Raw genomic sequence first — 15023 nt, 5'->3', positions numbered from 1 at the left:
AACCGATTTGATATTCTGTGTTTTTATGAAAAGCAGAAAGCTGTAGTTTTTTATGTTGACTTCCACTGCTTACAAGTCAACCATCAAAAACGAAGTGAGTTTTTGCCACAGTGTTTTGCCAAACTTAATTTCACTTTCAGGTTTAATGTTATCTGCGTATTTCCACGGTAATTTAAAAATTTCAGGTGGTGTGAGCTTTTTAATAGGTTTACCCATCAAAAGGTTATCGAGCTGCTCTTCATCATTAAATTCTTTTCTCAACTCGTCATCTGCTTTGGACATTTCTTTTAAAAAAGACTTATCAACACGATACCAAAAATACTTAGGGCGGCCATTGGCTTTATCAAATTCAGCGGTAGTTTTATCAAACTCACGGTAATATTCAAATTGTGGAATATCTGCTAAGGGTTGAGTAACATCCATAAAATTTTGTAATAATTCCCAATGTTGAAAACTGCAAGCGATCTCATTGTTGTAAGCAACATCATAACGTTGCTCTTCTTTATAATGAAGAAGAGTAAGCCCCCTGTGTGGAAATCCACTTTTGGGATTATGTGTAGCTTTATAATGAGCATTAAATTCTTCAAAGCTTAAATAAGCAAAACTCTTTGCATCGCTTTTTGGTATTTTAACTACACCTGTTTTACGATCAAAAATAACTGCTAATTTAAAATTAGATCTAAAATATGGCCATATCACCCAATTTAAAATTTTTGAAAAAAACCACACAGATAACAACACAGTGTAACTATCAAATGCTTCTGCAATATCTCCAAGAAAAAAACTAGTAATAGGAAAAGCTATCAAAAGAAACAATATTGATATGTGGAATACTCCCCAAGCGAAAGTTAAAGTGTCTATGAAACTTACAGGATTAGAAGCCAATGGTAGTTCCAGTTGGCTCTCATTTTGAGTAAGAATACTTCGATGCTGATTTGCGGCACCACTTATATTCAATTTATATTCTAATCTTTGAGAGTTATCAAAACAGTGCCCAAACACATCACCTCTAGGAAATATCGCTTGCTTACTTTGATAACGGCAATACATAGAGTCACGCTCATCAGTCGCTATTTCATCTCTAAATTTTGCATCTTGCTTACCTCTGTAAGCGGTCTCTGCATACTGCTCAAGCATATTCTATTTCCTTTATTTTCCAGGCTTTATCTGGTTGCTCACCGTTATCCCAATCATTACGCTCATCAATATCCACATAGGGCAAAGTAACATGCTTATCTAGGCGATACTGCACTTTTACTTGCCAATCAACTTCGAAATGTTTCGGCCACATAGATAATATTGGAATTATATATTTAAACCCAGTGATGGCACCGGATTCAGTATTCTCTTTTTGGATTATTTGCCAATTTTTATGATCGTGACGAAATTCATTTGCAAAATGCAAAACTCCCTCATCTTCAATTTGGTAAACTTGAACGAATAACTCTGATTGCCCTAAGGCAAAGTTTGATGTGTCTATATCTACAGTTAATTGGCAATGGGTACTGGTTAATCGCTTAACACCGAGCGTGACGCTTGGCTTCATTAATGCGCCCACTAATGCGGCATAACACTCTTTTGGTTGAGTGTGCCATTTTTCATAACTACCAGTACAGCGGTCATCAATATCTTTAGCAAACGGACCATTTTTAGTCCACGTTTCTAATTCATTATCGGTGACTAATATAGCAATAATTGCAATGATCAAACCGACTGCGATTATTGCCCACCCTAAAGGTGTAGTGAACAATGCCGCACCAAGATATAAAAACCAGCTGCATATATTTCCGTATTAGCTACCAACGTGGCGGTAAACCTAGGCAGCATATACAGCCTAGATTTGAATTCCATTTTTAATTTTTATCACAATCCTAGTTGCATGCTATATATAAAATCATCTATTAAGGTATTCCCATAAACAACTGCAGTGCTAAACGCTTTGCTTTGTATTTCCATGTCAGTTTTTCGATACGTTCTGGCTCACCTTTAAAATGCAGCCAAGGTTTGGTTATTTCTTTGTTAGGTGTCGCTCTAAGCCAATTAAAATGCGCAGCCTCTTTATTAAATTTCTGCCAAATTTCGACTTGTTGAGCAAGCGAAAAATCACTCCAAAATTTATTGGGTCTGTCATTTTGCTTATCAAATTCAGCTGTGAGTTCATCAAGGTGGCGGTAGTTTTCATACTCAGGCACATCAGGCAGTGGTTGGTTGTTATCCATAAACCGCACTACACGTTCCCAATATAAATAGCAGTTCATCGGGTTATTTGAGTTATCAGGCACCTGAACTGCTATTTTAGTCTCGGGGTATTTATCCTCATCAATATGACTAATAAAAGGTACAAACCCCATTACGCTCGGGCGTGTTGCCACAATATCAAGGTGGCACACAATATCAGCCCATTTAAAACAACAATTACCCAGCTCATCACGCTCTTCACAACCGGGTATCTCATAGGTAAAGCCGACTAACTGTTTTTTTCTGTCAAAATATATTTGCTTTTTAGGGAGGTAACTCTCTGTTATTGGTAATAAGTTAAGAAAAAACAGGTTCCAAGAAAAAGTGAGTATAGGTATCCACCATTGAAATGGCTCATTGGAATAGGTGGCCACAAAGCAACAGATCAACAAGATTAAACTCAAAGTAAATCCGATTATGATTGGGCCAAACAATATAACTCTAATTGGGCTATTTCCGCACATTTCTACTTTATATCGTTCAGGATGTTTTTGTATTTCTTTTTGCTTTCTTGCAGGTAAATTATATAAATAGCATAAGCCTTTGAATTTATCCTTGAGGCTATTTAATCTCTCAGGGTAAAAAAAACAATTAAATCGCGTTTTTTTACCCATGATATCAACGGCTAGGTAGTCATTATTTTGCATTTAATATCCTTATTGTTTAATCAACCTTGGCACTTTAAAGTGCCTCAGTTTGAATTCCTTTTCTGATTGTTAACGTATCATTGAATTTGAAACTTAAGCCGTTTCACGGAAAGCCGATAAAAAGCTGAACCAGTAAACGCTTTATTTTATATTTCCACGTTAATTGTTCTATGCGATCAGGCTCTGCCTTCCAATGCTGCCAAGGTTTCGTTATTTCGTCATTGGCTTTACCTTTTAGCCAATCAAATGGAAAAGCATCTTCTAAAATTTCGTCCCTAATTTCAATTTGCTGTTCAATTGAAAAGTCTACCCAAAAGTCTGAAGGACGATTATTATTTTTATCAAACTCTGCTGTAATTGGATCTAAATGTCGGTGTTGTTCATATACCGGCACATCGGGCAATGGCTTACTTAAATCCATAAAGCGCACATAACACTCCCATAATAAATAACAATGCACTGGATTAGCTGAAAGTTCGACAACTGAACCGGTTACTATTGTTTTAGGGTACTTCTCTTGGTCTATATGACTAATTTCTGGAAAGTAATTCATTACACCCGGCGCGCCCATTTTCGAGGTTAACCTGCAAACAATCTCTTCCCATTTAAAGCAACAGTTACCTAAGTCATCTCGTTGTTCACAACCTGGTATATCAAAAGTAAATCCGACCGTTTGGTTTTGCCTATCAAGATACATCACCCTATCAGGTATATACCTAGCAGTTATTGGTAGTAAATTTAAGAAGAATAAGTTCCAGCAAAAGGTAACAAGAGGTATCCACCACTGAAATTTTTCACCTTCATCATAAAATGGAAGTGATAAAATACTAATTAATGTAATTAAGCTTAATACAGCTCCAATGGCCATTGGACCGAATAATATGGCTTTTATAGGGTTATTACCACAAGGGACAAGCTTGTATTTTTCGCGCTGATTTTCATATAACTTGTTCGTATCAAGCCAATCATATAAAAAACACAGGCCTTTAAATTCGTGATATATACTTTTTATACTACGATATTCAAAAAAACGATTAAACCTCGTTTTCTTTGGCATTATTCCAACACCAAAGTAATTATTGTTTTGCATCAGGTTCCTTTGCTTTAATAAACCTAGGCAGCATATATCGTCTAGATTTGAATGCCTTTTATTAAAAATAAACTTAGCCTAATACTAGACATAAAATCATCTTTTAAGGTATTCCCATAAACAACTGCAGTGCTAAACGCTTTGCTTTATATTTCCATGTCAGTTTTTCGATACGTTCTGGCTCACCTTTAAAATGCAGCCAAGGTTTGGTTATTTCTTCGTTAGGCTTTCCCTCCAGCCAATCAAAGTCACAAGCTTCTTCTTTTAATTTTCGCCAAATTTCTTGTTGTTGCGAAAATGAAAAGTCGAGCCAAAAACCTACAGGTCTATTATTTTGAATATCAAACTCAGCTGTCCGTGGGTCTAAATGCCGGTGTTCTTCATATTCAGGTACATCAGGTAAAGGTTTAGTTAAATCCATGAAACGTACATTACTTTCCCAATACAAGTAACAATATGCTGGTGTTTCTCCATTATCCGCCACCGTACCTAGCATTTTAGTCTTTGGATACTTTTCTAAATCAATATGGCTAATACTCGGGAAGTAGCTTACAACTCCCGGACGCGTAGATGCAATATCAAGTCGACACACTATTTCATCCCAACTAAAGCAGCAATTACCTAATTCATCACGCTGTTCACAGTCTGGTATATTGAAAGTAAAACCCACTGTCTGCTTTAATCTATCAAAATATATTATTTTTTTAGATGTAAACCTAAATGTAACTGGTAATACATTCAAGAAAAATAAATTCCAACTAAATGTAAGTAACGGTACCCACCATTGATAAGGTTCGTCCGAGTAGGTAGCAACAACACAAGAAATGACAAATAGCAAACTTAAAGTAAACCCAATTGCCATTGGTCCAAAGAAGAGCGTTTTTATAGGATCGTTGCCACACTTAAAAGACCGATATCTTTGCGGTTGGGTTTCAACTAAATGCATGTCAGTATCTATCCAATTATACAAATAACATAAGCCTTTAAACTTTTTATATCGTTCTTTGATTTTATGAGGGTAAAAAAACAATTAAATCGCGTTTTTTTAGGCATGATATCAACGGCTAGGTAGTCATTATTTTGCATTACTTTCCTTATGCAATTGCTAATTCAAGTGAGGCATTTTCAATTGGCTTTTCAAACGCATCAAAATCTATCGGTAAAGTTAGACTTTCGTTGTAAATAAGTGTTGATGTTATTTCAACATCAAACACACTAATGTTCGGTGATTCAATTTCAAACTCATAGGTGGCTGCATTTAAGCTCAGGCTATTTTCATCAAATTCAGATAAATACTCTTTAGTGCCTTCAACCCAAGTCGCTTTTTTATAAACATTCAACGTTGTTGGATGCCGCCATGAGTATTTTACATCTAAAAGCAACTCAGATTTACCCACTATGAACATTGGCAATTCAACTTTTACCGTATAATAATTGCGACCATCAAAAAAGTAGGAGTATTAACAGTCACCTTAGGCAAAAACAATACGCTTTGGATATATTTAAAATATTGGTTTGGATCTGAGAAAGTGGGGTCATTGTGTCGCCATGTGACGATAAACCTAGGCAGCATATACCGCCTAGGTTTGAATTCCTTTTCAGATTTTTAAAGAGCAATCGCGTTTAAACACCCGCAATAATTTGCATTGCAAGGGTTTTCATCAGGCGTTTCCAATACGGGGGTTGTCTGGTTGGTTTAGGCTTTCATCTACTGGCCACTTTTCCCACGGTTTGGTGATTTCTTTATTTGCCCAGCGTTTTGGGTTGGTGATGGCACCGTCAAAGTTAAAGCGATAAATATCGTTATCAAGCTGTTCTTCTATCTGCTGCATTTGTTTGTAGCTCATTAAACGCCAGTACTTTTCAGGGCGATTATTTTGCTTATCAAAATCCCGTGTTATCGGGTCTAAATGACGAAATGGCTCGATTTCTGGTGAATCAACGAGCGGTTTGCTTAAGTCCATAAAGCGCACTACGCGCTCCCATGTATACTTACAGTAGTTTGGGTTTTGTGGGTTGTCTTTAACCCGTATTTCACTAAATGCACCATGGTGGTTTTCATAATCTTTATGGGCAATATACATAGCATGGGTCACACCATGGCCCTGTGAATGGTTCGCTTTAGAATAAAACGCTTCTATATCCTCAAACGGAAAAGTCGAATGGCCATGCTCATTTTTTTCGGCATTATCAACCGACCACGTAAAGTTCACTGTTTGGTTTTGGCGATCAAAATATATTTCACGTTTTGGCAAGATATGACGCGCCAAAATGGGGCTGAAGTTGAGAAAGAAAAAATTCCAGCAAATAGTAAATAATAGAAAAGCCCATGGGTATTCCATATTGTCCATAATAAAAACCCCAAAAATAGCCAATATAGATACAAAACTACCTGTTGCCCCTAAAAGAATAGGACCTAATGTTAACCCTAGCGTCCAATCCCCCGCATTATGAAAACCCAAGTAGCGGCTTTCATTATCCAAGCTTTGAGGCTGTACTTTTTTATTATCCTCTTTTTCTAATAAAAATCGGACAATCATTAACCCTTTAGGTGAACTATACTCATACTTTTTTGAGGAAATATAGTGTTTAAAGTTCTGCGATTTTTCTATCACTTTTGCATTTAGTTTTGCAAATTTATATGAAATTGACATTAAAATCCTTTTCTATCCAAGCAGTGACTTACTGCTTGGGTTAAATCCTATTTATTTCTTTACTTAGCTATAAATCAATCATCAAAAATGAGGTGAATTTTTGCCACAGTGTTTTACCAAACTTTATCTCGCTTTCAGCTTTTATATCATCTGCATATTTCCACGGGAACTTAAATATATCCGGCGGTGTTAGCTTTCTGATAGGTTTACCCGTCAATAAGTTATTGAGCTGTTCTTCATCATTAAATTCATTAATGAGTAATAGTTTTTCCTCATTAACTCTCTTCTTGAAATGCTTATCGACCCGATACCAAAAATACTTAGGACGGCCATTCGCTTTATCAAACTCAGCGGTTGTTTTATCAAACTCACGGTAATATTCAAATTGTGGGATATCTGCTAAGGGTTCAGTTACATCCATGAAGTTTTGTAATAATTCCCAATGAATAAATCCACTGCTTATTAAGTTTGCTCCAGTCCTATCATAAGAAAAATCTCTCTGGTAATGTAATAAAGTAATGCCTCTGTAAGGAAAGCCGCTTCCAGGATTATTTTCCACACAATAGTGAGCATTAAACTCTTCAAAAAGCAATTTATCTTGTGTGCTACTTTGTTCATTAGATATGGTTACAGAACCATCTTTACGATGAAATAAAACCCCTGAGGACACTCTAATCCGGATTGCTTTCCAAATAGTTAGATTAAATAATTTAGATCCACTCCAAAATATAAAAACAAATAAAAAAGATTCAAGCGCTAGTTCAATACGACCAAATAAAGTGAAAAAAACGGTAGAGTAAATAAAAAAAACAAAATACCTAAATGTGCTATTATCCAAAAAAAGACCAATGAATCCGTTATCTTACTCCCTTTTGTAGGCAAATTAAGAGTAAAATCATCATTTCCTAAAACTTTTCTATAATATTCAGCTTTCCCTGATAAGTTATATTTATAAGCTGAATCTTGAAAACTATCAAAGCAATGTCCAAACACTTTACCTCTTGGGTATATTGCCTGCTTACTTTGGTAACGACAATACATAGAGTCACGCTCATCAGTCGCTATTTCATCTCTAAATTTTGCATCTTGCTTACCTCTGTAAGCTGTGTCAGCATATTGCTCAAGCATATACTATTTCCTTAATTATCCATGCTTTATCTGGTTGTTCACCTTTATCCCAGTCATTACGCTCATCGATATCCACATAGGGCAAGGTCACATTTTTATCTAGGCGGTACTGCACTTTTACTTTCCAATCAACTTCAAAATGTTTCGGCCACATTGATAATATCGGAATAGTATATTTAAACCCGGTTATAGCTCCTGATTCAGTGTTTTCTTTTTGGATTATTTGCCAATTTTTATGATCGTAACGGAATTCCTGCTCAAAATGTAAAACTCCTTCATCTTCAATTTGATATACCTGAACGAGAAGTTCCGATTGACCTAAAGCAAAGTTTGGTGTGTCTACATCAATGGTTAACTGGCAATGGGAACCAGTTAGCTTTTTAACCCCTAATGTAACATTTGGACTCATCAATGTGCCTACTAATGCGGCGTAACATTCTTTTGGTTGTGTTTGCCACTTTTTGTAACTGCCAGTACAGCGGTCATCTGCGTCTTTTGCAAATGGGCCATTTTTAGTCCACGTTTCTAATTCATTATCGGTGACTAATATAGCAATAATTGCAATGATCAAGCCTACTGCGATTATTGCCCACCCTAAAGGTGTAGTGAGCAATGCCGCACCAAGATATATAAAACCAGCTATAGCGACAGCGCCACTCAATGCATGGAAAAAAGCAGCATCCATATCATTTTTTATTACAGATTTATACACATCATAAGTTGTTACAACTAATGAAATAAACAACCCAAGCGCACCTAGAGCTTTAGAGACAGCAATTGCTTTATTAGCTATAAGTATTGTACCTCCAACAAAGTTGGATAATCGACTTATGCGAAATGATGCAACTTCTACTGATAATGTCGCAAGACTATACACGAGATTTATTGAATCTAAGGCGAACTTTACATCAAACTTGTCCCCTGCCTTAAATTTTTTAATCATCTCGTTGGCATTAAACATTTCAAACGCTAACATCACCATTGGCAAGTTGTGCTCTAAAACTCTCACACCTTTGAGCTTAACAGTATCTACAGCCCCTAGTTTAAAGTCTGGGTTATCGTAATACAGCGCATATCTGTGTGTTTTAGGAACAACGACGAGATCACCATCTATTGAATCATAACGACCAATTAGATCATGATAATCTGTCCAGTTTTTAGGGTTAAAATAACCTTTGTTGCTGCCAAATGCTTTAGGGTCTTCAGCTGCTATTACATTATTTTTACTATCATAAATCGTTACTGCATTTGGTGGCGGATTTTTCACGCTTTCACGTAACATTGCACGCCTTTGCTGCCTATTGTTTTGCGTGCGCTTATAATTGGTTATGGCTATTACTGATGGGTTATCACCTAATACAGCCCCAGCTTGTTTAACATGAATATCTGCAAAGTCACTAATTCCAAGCGCCTTGTTATATGAGACCATTAAGTTTCTAATTTTTACAGTATGTGGTTTTAAAACGCCGTTTTGATATTGACTTGCAACACGCCCCCACGCACCGGTTAAATACCCCACCGCATCTTTTGCTTTACCAAAAAACTCTTTTAAACCTTTATTAGCTAATAAGCTGTCTTGCTCTTGCTTTTCTTCGATCAACTTTTTATGAATGCGCTTAAACTCTTCAAATCTAAATTTAGCTTCGCCATTATTTTTTTCTTCCGGCAACTTGTTTAATACAACACTCCCAGGCTGGTTTATATCGAAGTGCCCTTCTGGGATCATAAAGCAGTCAGATAACCAATTGCCTTGCTCAAACGTTGCTTTTAAAAAGCTTTCTATTGCGCTTGTGGCTTTATTTATATTTTTTTACGCTCGTTTTCAGCAGGTAACTTTTCTTTCCAAGGTCTAAATACACCAGTTGAAACATCGTCGATACTCAACATATTTAATACATTAGTAATAAAATTAAAGCCAAATAAATAATCTACATTTTCAAGGGCTACCCAATCATTCATTACTGGAGCTAAACCAATATAATCACTTTGCTTAGAAGTTAAAGATGAGTCGTTATTTAAGTCTTGTAAAAAATCAACAAACTCTTTTTGTGCTATTGGTAACTCCTTTAAATATTTCTCTAATTTGTCATTTGACAAGTATTGCTCTAGATATTCTTTGTCTAGATGCTTTGCTCCACTACGTAAAAACTTTGCACCAGAACTTAAGTCTGCATATCCCTCTTTTTTGGTTTTTATAGGAGTCATCGAAGTTCGATGTGGGAATATATAATGATCGCGCATCACTTTTTCATGCAAATCATCATTTAGCATCGCTTGATAAGCCAACACACCTGAATCATAATGTTTCTTATCTGTTAGCTTTTTATTCTCAAGCTGTAGCTGTAAAAAAATCACTTGGCACTTATTTAACAGAGAAAGCGCTATGCCACCTGGGTCATGTATTGTAATTTGCCCTTCACGCTCTGCTACTGCTAAATCAATTTGTTGACAGCGAGCGTTTCGTAATGAATCAGCTAATCCCTGGTCTTCAACATGTGTAGGTGAAGTGGCGTTAGCACTTTTTTGTCTTGGATCATCTTTGTACAGTCCGCCGAGGCTCACAATATACAGCCATGACCATTGGGCGATGGAAAAAGCAACTTGTACCGTGGGGTCACTAAGTGAACCTGGCTCACAGTTTAAACCATTTGTTTTCTTAGGCAGCAAGATTGTTTGGGTAACTAAACCCGAATATGAACGCTCGTTTTTGCCAAATTCAGTTGCCAAATCAACTTCAGATAAACAACCATTGTCAACAGCTGCAATTTCACGCCATAAATAACCATTAACGAATATATAGTAAAAGCCGTTTAAGTTACTAACAGGTCGTTCGTCTTCTCCTAACACTTGAAATTGCGCAGGTTTAGCTTTGTTTTTATCAAGGGACGCCTCGGTAAAAACGGTTGGTTTTACCGAAATAAATTGCGCTTTATTGTCATCACTTGGCGGATTATCTAAAGTATAAGGTTGTGTATAGCCGAAAGGTATATATGAACTCCCACATTCACCCTTTATCTCCGAATCTAATTTAATTAATCCCATATTAAGCACCTGCTGTAAAATTAATTGACGCGTTTTTGCCACTGATATTTTGCTTATCTGCGATTGGCACTTTTTGCTCATTTGCTCCTTGGGTTGCTTTTATTGCACCAAGCGATGCGTCATTACTATCAACCCCTTTTACTAAAATACTTGCTCCGTGCGTTGTACCAGCATCACCCAAACTATCCCTCACTTGCACACTCAACCCTCTTGGTGCGGGGCCGCCGGATTGCATAAGTGGCGCAGGTGGGGTGTTTTTAGAATTAGAGATCATCGGGTCACCTTGGCGTACAGCGGGTTTACCTTCAATTAATACATTAAACGAGCCCATGATAAATTCAGCTTCACCGTCGTTTTTCTTACTCGCGACGCCTTTTTTATCACCAGGGGAGTCACCTGAGCTTTGTGAAAAAGTGCTATTTATATTAGCGGCGCCATTGCCATTGACTTTTACTGAGCTGGCAACATCTGTAACGTCACTTGATTGCGCTTTATTTGCGTATGGAATTGGTACAACGCTAGTCCCAATTGTGGTTAAGCAGACATCCACCGTCATAAGTTTACCGCCACTATCTTGATGTACAGCGGTGCGACCATTTATCAGCACATTTTGCCCCGATACAGCTTGTACTTGTGGTGCTTGTGAAGCTGTATCTTTAATAAGCTGCTCTTGGTTACCGGCTTGCCAACCTAAATGCGTTGATACTAAATCTAAGAATGCTTGCGCGTTACTAACGGGTTTATTTACATCCATATTAGTTTGCGGTTCATTCCATGGCAGCCTAGGTTCGTTTTTTTGGCTATCCCATTGTGGCGGTGGAATAATATAATCAGGTATAAAAATATTTACCATTTCACCGAGGGTTTTCTCGCGGTATTTTGGCCTGGCAATCTCAGCTAAAAAGGCGGCGTCACCACTGGCTTTATCTTCAAAAATAGCGATACCGTTAGCTTTACCTAGCGCACCATTACTGCGGGCGCTATTGTTAAGCCCAAGCAATGTTGAGTTGTTATGTCGCCATGTTACTGAGCCACCGGTGCGCACATCAGCGCTCAGCGCATCAATATCATATTGTACGCTGCCTGTTTGTTTGCCTGCTGCGGCGTTAATATAAGGCATTATTTTTCACTCCTTGAAATTTTGACTAGCTGCTCATTAGGTGCATTAAAAATAACAAATACCTGCTCAAGTGAGCGCGTAAGCGGGTTGCATAAATAGCTTTGTGCTAGTGTAAGTGCCGCTAATGAGTTTGCATTACCTTGATGGCCTATCGTCGTTGCTAACTCTGCACACTCAATGAGCGGCTGGCCTTTTTTGTACAATTTTTGTGTGTAAGCAAACCATTTTTTTTGCCAAGTAAGTGATTGTTCGCCCACAAATAAATAACGGTCTTGGCTGGTGCAATTGGCCTGTGCTAATTGAGCCGTCATTTGGCCGTCATATAATTGCGCGGTAAGCTTGCCTTGCGGGTGTATTAACAGTGCATATCCACCTTCGCCATATATAACGCCTGGTGGGCCGTTTAATACTTGCACGGTGCAGCGTTTAGCTTGTTCACTCACATATTGATAGCTATTACATGAATCCACAGCGATTACTAAGGTGTCGTTGTTTATGGTGGTTAAGTCACATGTTGGCATCTGTGAATAGGCGGGTATTTGTTCTGCAATACACTCTTGGAGTAGCTCAGCGAGTGTTTCATCGCTTATCAGTGGCTGTTCAATTTCATCAACGGGCAGTAAAAATACAATTTGGCTAATGCGGTTTGTTTGCCTTAACGTGGCTATATCAACTTGCTCAAGTAGGTGCGAGAGCATTAATAAACAGCGCGTGACTCTATCGAGTTGCGCAAGTTCGTCTATTTCAACAAAAATATACGGCGCATCTAAACTAATATCACATCGAATTAATGCTTTACTTGGTTTAGAAAAAAGCATTTTATTAGCCACTGCAGTATACAAGCTGCTTGATGTACAGCCGGCAGCATTAATATGATAAAGACTGTCAAAAGTAAGTTGTTTCATATTAATTTTCTTTACCGCTATTTTGTTCTGAGGCAACGAGTATTTGACTATTTGCGCCTACTTTTTCAAGACTAATATGACCGCGCCAAAGCAGAGAAAAACACTGGGCGTCGGAATCAATTACTAAGGTGTCGCAGCGCATGGTTAGCCGCTCGCGGGCTAGTGTATTTACCACTTCCACAATAGGTTTTTGGTACGGCAGTTCTATACGTTGTTGTTGTCCGTATTGTTGTAATGGATAAAGCCCTGTTAACTGACACGCCCAGCCTTTGCCAAACTCGGCTGCAACTTGCTGATCAATGGGCGCTGTGTTGTATAAATCTTTTGGCTGTGTTGTTTTAAACGGGTACTCTCCCGCCATAAGTGCTGTTTCGTCTATTTCTGGTAAGCGTTCAACTCGTGGCGACCAATGGCTTGGTATGGCCGAAAAGCTTGCGACCGGTGTGCTGTGGCTAGGTTTTCTAAGTAATGAGTTAGCGTATTCAACACTGGGTAACTGCTGGCCAACCGCGTGCTTATTTTTAAGTTTAAAACCACGGCCGATTGGGTTTTCTAAGAACGTGTTGCTCTCGTTATTTAGCTCTTTGCCACCAAAAGCCTGCATATAATTGAGTGCCACTGGGGTAATAATATCTGGATCTGTAGCGACTGGTCCAAGCAACGAGCGTCGCCAATAACGCGCTCCGGTTACACGTAAACGCTTTTTAAACAAAGGTTGCGAAGGCGAATCAAGACCCAGCTCAACCTCAATAACGCGCGCGTCTTTTCCTTTTGGCGGATAAGCAGTGCAATTACCATATACTTCAAAGCCATACTTAAAAGCCACCTGCTCGTTTACTTCACAAATCGGTGAGCTGTTAGGATCGCCTTGGTAATCATCAGCAATAACAATCTCAGGACCAGGTTCAATGGCTGTAACGTTGCCTTGCTCATCAAACTCAAAGCTTTGTTTTACCACCACCACTTGACCTTCAGTACTGTCTTCTAACCAGCCGCTAAACGTACTGGCTTGCCAAGGAGAAAGATTATGAAGCATGAACGTTCTCCACTTTTTCACTTAACAGTAATTGCCACTGCGATGCACTTTGCTGGACATGAAATAAACCACATGCACTTGTTAAATCAAAATGAGGGGCAATAACACGTTGTACTAAAGAGCCTGCTAATTTAGCGAGTTTTTGTGCGCTATTGGCTTTGGTAAAACTAATGCCCATTAAAAGTTGCTCACCTGCTTGCATTGCAAACGCTTGCCTTACGTGCTCGGCATCATCAAGGTTAATGCCGCTTTGCGGTTTTACTGCATTGTTATCACTGACGACTGACATTTTTTCAGCTTTGGCAAGCGGCCTATCTGTTAATGTGAGCCACGCTGCATAAGCACTTGGTTGTGTTACTGCGATGGTCATTAAATCCATTACCAATGGCAGCGCTTGTTTATAAACAAAATGACTTAATACAAACGAGCAGTGCTCTGGATTTGCTTTGCAAAATAATGCACAGGGTTCGTACCAACGCGTGTCATTAAGTAAACCCGCTAAAGCGAGTAATTGTGCTTTTTGCTGTTCATCTGCGGTTTTTGCAAACACTTTAAATAGCTTATCGCTTACATCGTCATGCCCTGCACAATAACTATTTACTAACGCAGCAAAGGCAATCTCAAAATCTTTGTGTAATACCGCTGCGAGTAATTCACTGGTTGTAAGAGGTTGTGAAAATAATAAGGTTTTAACCACGTTTTGGGGTTTTTCTTTACCCTCAAGTACACTGGTGCGTAGCGCTTTTAAATCGTTAAGCTGCCAATGCTTTAAATTATGTTGAAGTAATTCACACTGCGCTAATTGCTCACTGCCTCTTAAGCTATGAAAGTAGGCAGTAAAGTCATCAATAGCAGTAATGAATAAATCAGCCGCTATTAAACGATATACTTCACTATGTTCGCTATTTTGCTGCGCAAGTTCACACAAAGCCTGCCATGTTAACTCGCTTACTTGGGTTAAGTTTTGCGCTGAAAAATAATCCGTTGGCGCTTCGCCTGCCAACTCACTTAGGGTATATAAATGATTGAGCATTTGCGTGTCGATCACGCTAAAACGTGCCAACGAAAACGCCCCTTGCTGCAACAACTTTTGCCGGTGCTTTAACAAGGTGGTGAGGCGCTGATTATGAAGTTTTACTTTATATACAGGTGCGAACATAGTG

At 38.3% G+C, this 15023-nt stretch carries 15 protein-coding genes; all 15 read right to left on the bottom strand.

The window, feature by feature from the left end; all coding sequences use genetic code 11:
• Positions 1–69: 69 nt before the first annotated feature.
• Positions 70–1137 (bottom strand): hypothetical protein, encoded by a 1068-nt coding sequence (locus P4S61_RS19445; protein ID WP_182757488.1) that lies wholly within the window; start codon positions 1135–1137, stop codon positions 70–72.
• Complete coding sequence (locus P4S61_RS19440) at positions 1130–1750, bottom strand: hypothetical protein (protein WP_182757489.1); 621 nt, start codon at positions 1748–1750, stop codon at positions 1130–1132. Before P4S61_RS19440 ends, P4S61_RS19445 begins: the two co-directional genes overlap by 8 nt.
• Before the next feature lie 151 nt (positions 1751–1901).
• Positions 1902–2885 carry a hypothetical protein gene (locus tag P4S61_RS19435; protein ID WP_337119011.1) on the bottom strand — a complete coding sequence of 328 codons (984 nt, stop codon included), beginning with the start codon at positions 2883–2885 and terminating at the stop codon, positions 1902–1904.
• A 103-nt stretch (positions 2886–2988) separates the two neighbouring features.
• The gene (locus P4S61_RS19430) at positions 2989–3975 is read right to left on the bottom strand and encodes a hypothetical protein (protein ID WP_182757491.1); all 987 of its coding nucleotides are present in this window, start codon (positions 3973–3975) and stop codon (positions 2989–2991) included.
• Positions 3976–4078: 103 nt separating this feature from the next.
• On the bottom strand, positions 4079–4921 hold the full coding sequence (locus tag P4S61_RS19425; RefSeq protein WP_337119010.1) for a hypothetical protein: 843 nt from the start codon (positions 4919–4921) through the stop codon (positions 4079–4081).
• A gap of 148 nt (positions 4922–5069) precedes the next feature.
• A complete protein-coding gene (locus tag P4S61_RS19420) occupies positions 5070–5381 on the bottom strand; it encodes a hypothetical protein (protein ID WP_337119009.1) in 312 nt (103 codons plus the stop codon).
• 255 nt (positions 5382–5636) lie between these two features.
• Positions 5637–6629, bottom strand: a complete 993-nt coding sequence (locus tag P4S61_RS19415; protein ID WP_337119008.1) for a hypothetical protein — start codon at positions 6627–6629, stop codon at positions 5637–5639.
• Positions 6630–6696: 67 nt separating this feature from the next.
• Positions 6697–7467, bottom strand: coding sequence for a hypothetical protein (locus P4S61_RS19410; RefSeq protein ID WP_337119007.1), 771 nt, complete (start codon positions 7465–7467; stop codon positions 6697–6699).
• Positions 7386–7757: a hypothetical protein gene (locus tag P4S61_RS19405; RefSeq protein ID WP_337119006.1), complete on the bottom strand. Its 372-nt coding sequence runs from the start codon at positions 7755–7757 to the stop codon at positions 7386–7388. Before P4S61_RS19405 ends, P4S61_RS19410 begins: the two co-directional genes overlap by 82 nt.
• Positions 7750–9483 carry a hypothetical protein gene (locus P4S61_RS19400; RefSeq protein WP_337119005.1) on the bottom strand — a complete coding sequence of 578 codons (1734 nt, stop codon included), beginning with the start codon at positions 9481–9483 and terminating at the stop codon, positions 7750–7752. Before P4S61_RS19400 ends, P4S61_RS19405 begins: the two co-directional genes overlap by 8 nt.
• 74 nt (positions 9484–9557) lie before the next feature.
• Positions 9558–10799: a hypothetical protein gene (locus P4S61_RS19395; RefSeq protein ID WP_337119004.1), complete on the bottom strand. Its 1242-nt coding sequence runs from the start codon at positions 10797–10799 to the stop codon at positions 9558–9560.
• A 1-nt stretch (position 10800) separates the two neighbouring features.
• Complete coding sequence (locus tag P4S61_RS19390; protein WP_259399512.1) at positions 10801–11919, bottom strand: DUF4150 domain-containing protein; 1119 nt, start codon at positions 11917–11919, stop codon at positions 10801–10803.
• Positions 11919–12824 (bottom strand): hypothetical protein, encoded by a 906-nt coding sequence (locus tag P4S61_RS19385; protein WP_182757494.1) that lies wholly within the window; start codon positions 12822–12824, stop codon positions 11919–11921. The genes P4S61_RS19390 and P4S61_RS19385 overlap by 1 nt, the downstream gene beginning before the upstream one ends.
• A gap of 1 nt (position 12825) precedes the next feature.
• Complete coding sequence (locus tag P4S61_RS19380; protein WP_182785200.1) at positions 12826–13860, bottom strand: DUF2169 family type VI secretion system accessory protein; 1035 nt, start codon at positions 13858–13860, stop codon at positions 12826–12828.
• A complete protein-coding gene (locus P4S61_RS19375; RefSeq protein ID WP_145242475.1) occupies positions 13850–15019 on the bottom strand; it encodes a hypothetical protein in 1170 nt (389 codons plus the stop codon). The genes P4S61_RS19380 and P4S61_RS19375 overlap by 11 nt, the downstream gene beginning before the upstream one ends.
• Positions 15020–15023 lie beyond the last annotated feature (4 nt).

Origin of the sequence: Pseudoalteromonas sp. B160 (assembly GCF_037162485.1) — a bacterium.
GTDB lineage: Bacteria > Pseudomonadota > Gammaproteobacteria > Enterobacterales > Alteromonadaceae > Pseudoalteromonas > Pseudoalteromonas rhizosphaerae.
Note: the sequence above shows the minus strand (reverse complement) of the source record. Positions and strands in the feature narration are given on the sequence as shown.

Excerpts from the sequence above, each read along its gene's own strand:
- P4S61_RS19395 (WP_337119004.1), bottom strand. The coding sequence starts at position 10,799 with ATGGGATTAATTAAATTAGATTCGGAGATAAAGGGTGAATGTGGGAGT.
- P4S61_RS19430 (WP_182757491.1), bottom strand. The coding sequence starts at position 3,975 with ATGCAAAACAATAATTACTTTGGTGTTGGAATAATGCCAAAGAAAACG.
- P4S61_RS19380 (WP_182785200.1), bottom strand. The coding sequence starts at position 13,860 with ATGCTTCATAATCTTTCTCCTTGGCAAGCCAGTACGTTTAGCGGCTGG.
- P4S61_RS19420 (WP_337119009.1), bottom strand. The coding sequence starts at position 5,381 with ATGTTCATAGTGGGTAAATCTGAGTTGCTTTTAGATGTAAAATACTCA.
- P4S61_RS19415 (WP_337119008.1), bottom strand. The coding sequence starts at position 6,629 with ATGTCAATTTCATATAAATTTGCAAAACTAAATGCAAAAGTGATAGAA.
- P4S61_RS19400 (WP_337119005.1), bottom strand. The coding sequence starts at position 9,483 with ATGATCCCAGAAGGGCACTTCGATATAAACCAGCCTGGGAGTGTTGTA.
- P4S61_RS19390 (WP_259399512.1), bottom strand. The coding sequence starts at position 11,919 with ATGCCTTATATTAACGCCGCAGCAGGCAAACAAACAGGCAGCGTACAA.
- P4S61_RS19375 (WP_145242475.1), bottom strand. The coding sequence starts at position 15,019 with ATGTTCGCACCTGTATATAAAGTAAAACTTCATAATCAGCGCCTCACC.
- P4S61_RS19385 (WP_182757494.1), bottom strand. The coding sequence starts at position 12,824 with ATGAAACAACTTACTTTTGACAGTCTTTATCATATTAATGCTGCCGGC.
- P4S61_RS19425 (WP_337119010.1), bottom strand. The coding sequence starts at position 4,921 with ATGCATTTAGTTGAAACCCAACCGCAAAGATATCGGTCTTTTAAGTGT.
- P4S61_RS19405 (WP_337119006.1), bottom strand. The coding sequence starts at position 7,757 with ATGCTTGAGCAATATGCTGACACAGCTTACAGAGGTAAGCAAGATGCA.
- P4S61_RS19445 (WP_182757488.1), bottom strand. The coding sequence starts at position 1,137 with ATGCTTGAGCAGTATGCAGAGACCGCTTACAGAGGTAAGCAAGATGCA.
- P4S61_RS19435 (WP_337119011.1), bottom strand. The coding sequence starts at position 2,885 with ATGCAAAATAATGACTACCTAGCCGTTGATATCATGGGTAAAAAAACG.